A 1,928-nucleotide genomic window follows, 5' to 3' on the forward strand; every position below is an offset into this window, starting at 1 on the left:
GTCCCGGGCAGCAGTTGGCCCACTCGGCTGCGCGAAGGTTTCTAATCTTGATCCGGGCGTGCGCGCACCCCCGGTCGGCGCTCTCACGCGGGTGGCCACGCCACAAGCACGGGCACGGAGTGACCGGTGGGGCCGAGACTGCGTGCGTGTGGTGCTGTGGCTACTCCTGATGGCCGTATGTCCCGGAATGTGTTCTTGGTCGGTTGGTGGTTTGCTGCGAGTGCGGTGGGCCGGGGTTCCGGTTTCGCCGTTTCGTCCGCTGGAACTCAAAGAGGAGTCCCGTATGTCCGTCTACACGCCTCAGCAGATCGGCCAGCCTCAGGCGCAGCAGCCATATGGCCAGCAGTTCGGTCAGGCCGCGTTCGCTCAGCAGCCTTGGCAGGGCCAGGGCCAGGGCCAGGCGCAGCCGGGCCTCAGCCTCGGTGGCCAGGAGCAGTCCTGGGGCCAGCAGGGCTCGGGGCAGTTCGCTCAGCAGAGGCAGCAGCAGTTGCCGATGCTGGTGACGGAGCTGTCGCTGAAGTGTGCGGCGAGTGCTCTGTCGGCGGTGGTGGAGCAGTTGCGGATGGACCCGCAGATCCTGATGGGGATCCAGTCGCAGGGGCAGATCCCGCCGCACATGTTCGGCCAGGTGCTGGCTGAGTGCGCCGGCCGGATCGCTCCCATTGTGCACATGGCGCTGGGGCAGATCACCGGCCAGGGCCAGGGTAGCCAGATGAGCGAGTTCGGCCAGCTTGGTCAGGGGCAGTCCGGTCAGCAGCCGTGGGAGCAGCAAATGCGGGGCCAGTCTGGTCAGTTCGGTCAGTTCCCGGGCATGGGCCAGGGGCAGTTCGGTCAGCAGCCGGGCATGTGAGACCCCGGCTGGGCGGTGCCCCATCCTCGAAGAGGGTGCTGGGCCTGTCCGGCCGTCCGCTGCCCCGCCGGATTCCCGAGATCCGGGACGTGGGCGGCTGGCTGGTGGGAGCGGGTCTGATGATGCCCGTTCCCACCGGCGATCTTCTCGGGGCACGACAGGTGAGATGGCGGTTGGCTGATGAGTGAGCAGGGCGGCAGTGGTGTGAAGCCGGGCAACGGCGGCGGGGTGAAGCCCGGCGGTGGGCGGAGCGATCAGGCCAGGCCCTCCAGGGCTGCGGACGAGGCGGGTGAAGGGCGGGGGCAGGAGCGGCGTGAGCAGGTCGCGTCGCAGAGCCGGGCCCAGGATGTGCGGGCGGGGTGGCGCAGGTATCTGGTGGCGCCGCGGCCAGTGGGGCTGCTGGGCGGCGGTGTGCCGCCGATCGAGGCTTCGGCGCTGTTCGCGCTGCTGGAGGAAGATCCCGACGTGGAACCTGTGGCGCAGGTGCGGCTGGCGCGTTCGCGGGGTCTGGGTGCGATCGCCGAGCCTCACCCGGCCTGCCCACCGGTGGCGGTGGTGGCGATGCCGGAGGATCGGGCCCGCGCGCTGGCAGCGAACCCACAGGTCGTCGTCGAGATCGACCAGCCTCTCTCCTACACCCCTGTCCCGGCGCTGGGCGGCGTGAACGCGACGCCGCTGCTGGATCCCATGCTGGCGGTGACGCTCCAGGAGCCCGCGCACATCCGTGTGCTGGTCAGGGGCAGCGACGGTGGGGTGCTGCCCGGCGCCCATGTGTGGGCGGTCGGCGCAGCATCCGTGCATGGGGTGACCGACGGGAACGGCCAGGTGAGCCTGCAGCTCGCTACGGACATTCCTGCCACTCTGCGGGCTCTGTATGTCCGTCCGGTGTCCGGTTACTGGCCGCGGCATATCGATCACCCCCGCTCCACGAGTGGCGGCGGCGGGGAGATCATTGTCGAGGTGCGGGCGCTGGCGGAGACGTTCGAAGGGTTTCCGGGACGTGCGGTGACCGGCTGGGGGATCCAGGCGATGCGGCTGCACCAGCTCCCGCCCACCTACCGCGGCCACGGCATCAAGA

The 1,928-nt window shown here is 69.9% G+C and carries 1 protein-coding gene and 1 pseudogene; both read left to right on the forward strand.

Translation table 11 applies throughout. The annotated features are described in order from the left end of the window. The first annotated feature begins 283 nt into the window (after nt 1-283). A complete protein-coding gene (locus ACFVZH_RS40260) occupies nt 284-850 on the forward strand; it encodes a hypothetical protein (protein WP_384905603.1) in 567 nt (188 codons plus the stop codon). A 180-nt stretch (nt 851-1,030) separates the two neighbouring features. Next, nucleotides 1,031-1,928 (forward strand): annotated as a pseudogene (locus ACFVZH_RS40265) (hypothetical protein); the annotation flags it as partial.

The sequence above is a fragment of the Streptomyces sp. NPDC059534 genome (assembly GCF_042743475.1).
Lineage (GTDB): Bacteria > Actinomycetota > Actinomycetes > Streptomycetales > Streptomycetaceae > Streptomyces.

Excerpts from the sequence above, each read along its gene's own strand:
- ACFVZH_RS40260 (WP_384905603.1), top strand. The coding sequence starts at position 284 with ATGTCCGTCTACACGCCTCAGCAGATCGGCCAGCCTCAGGCGCAGCAG.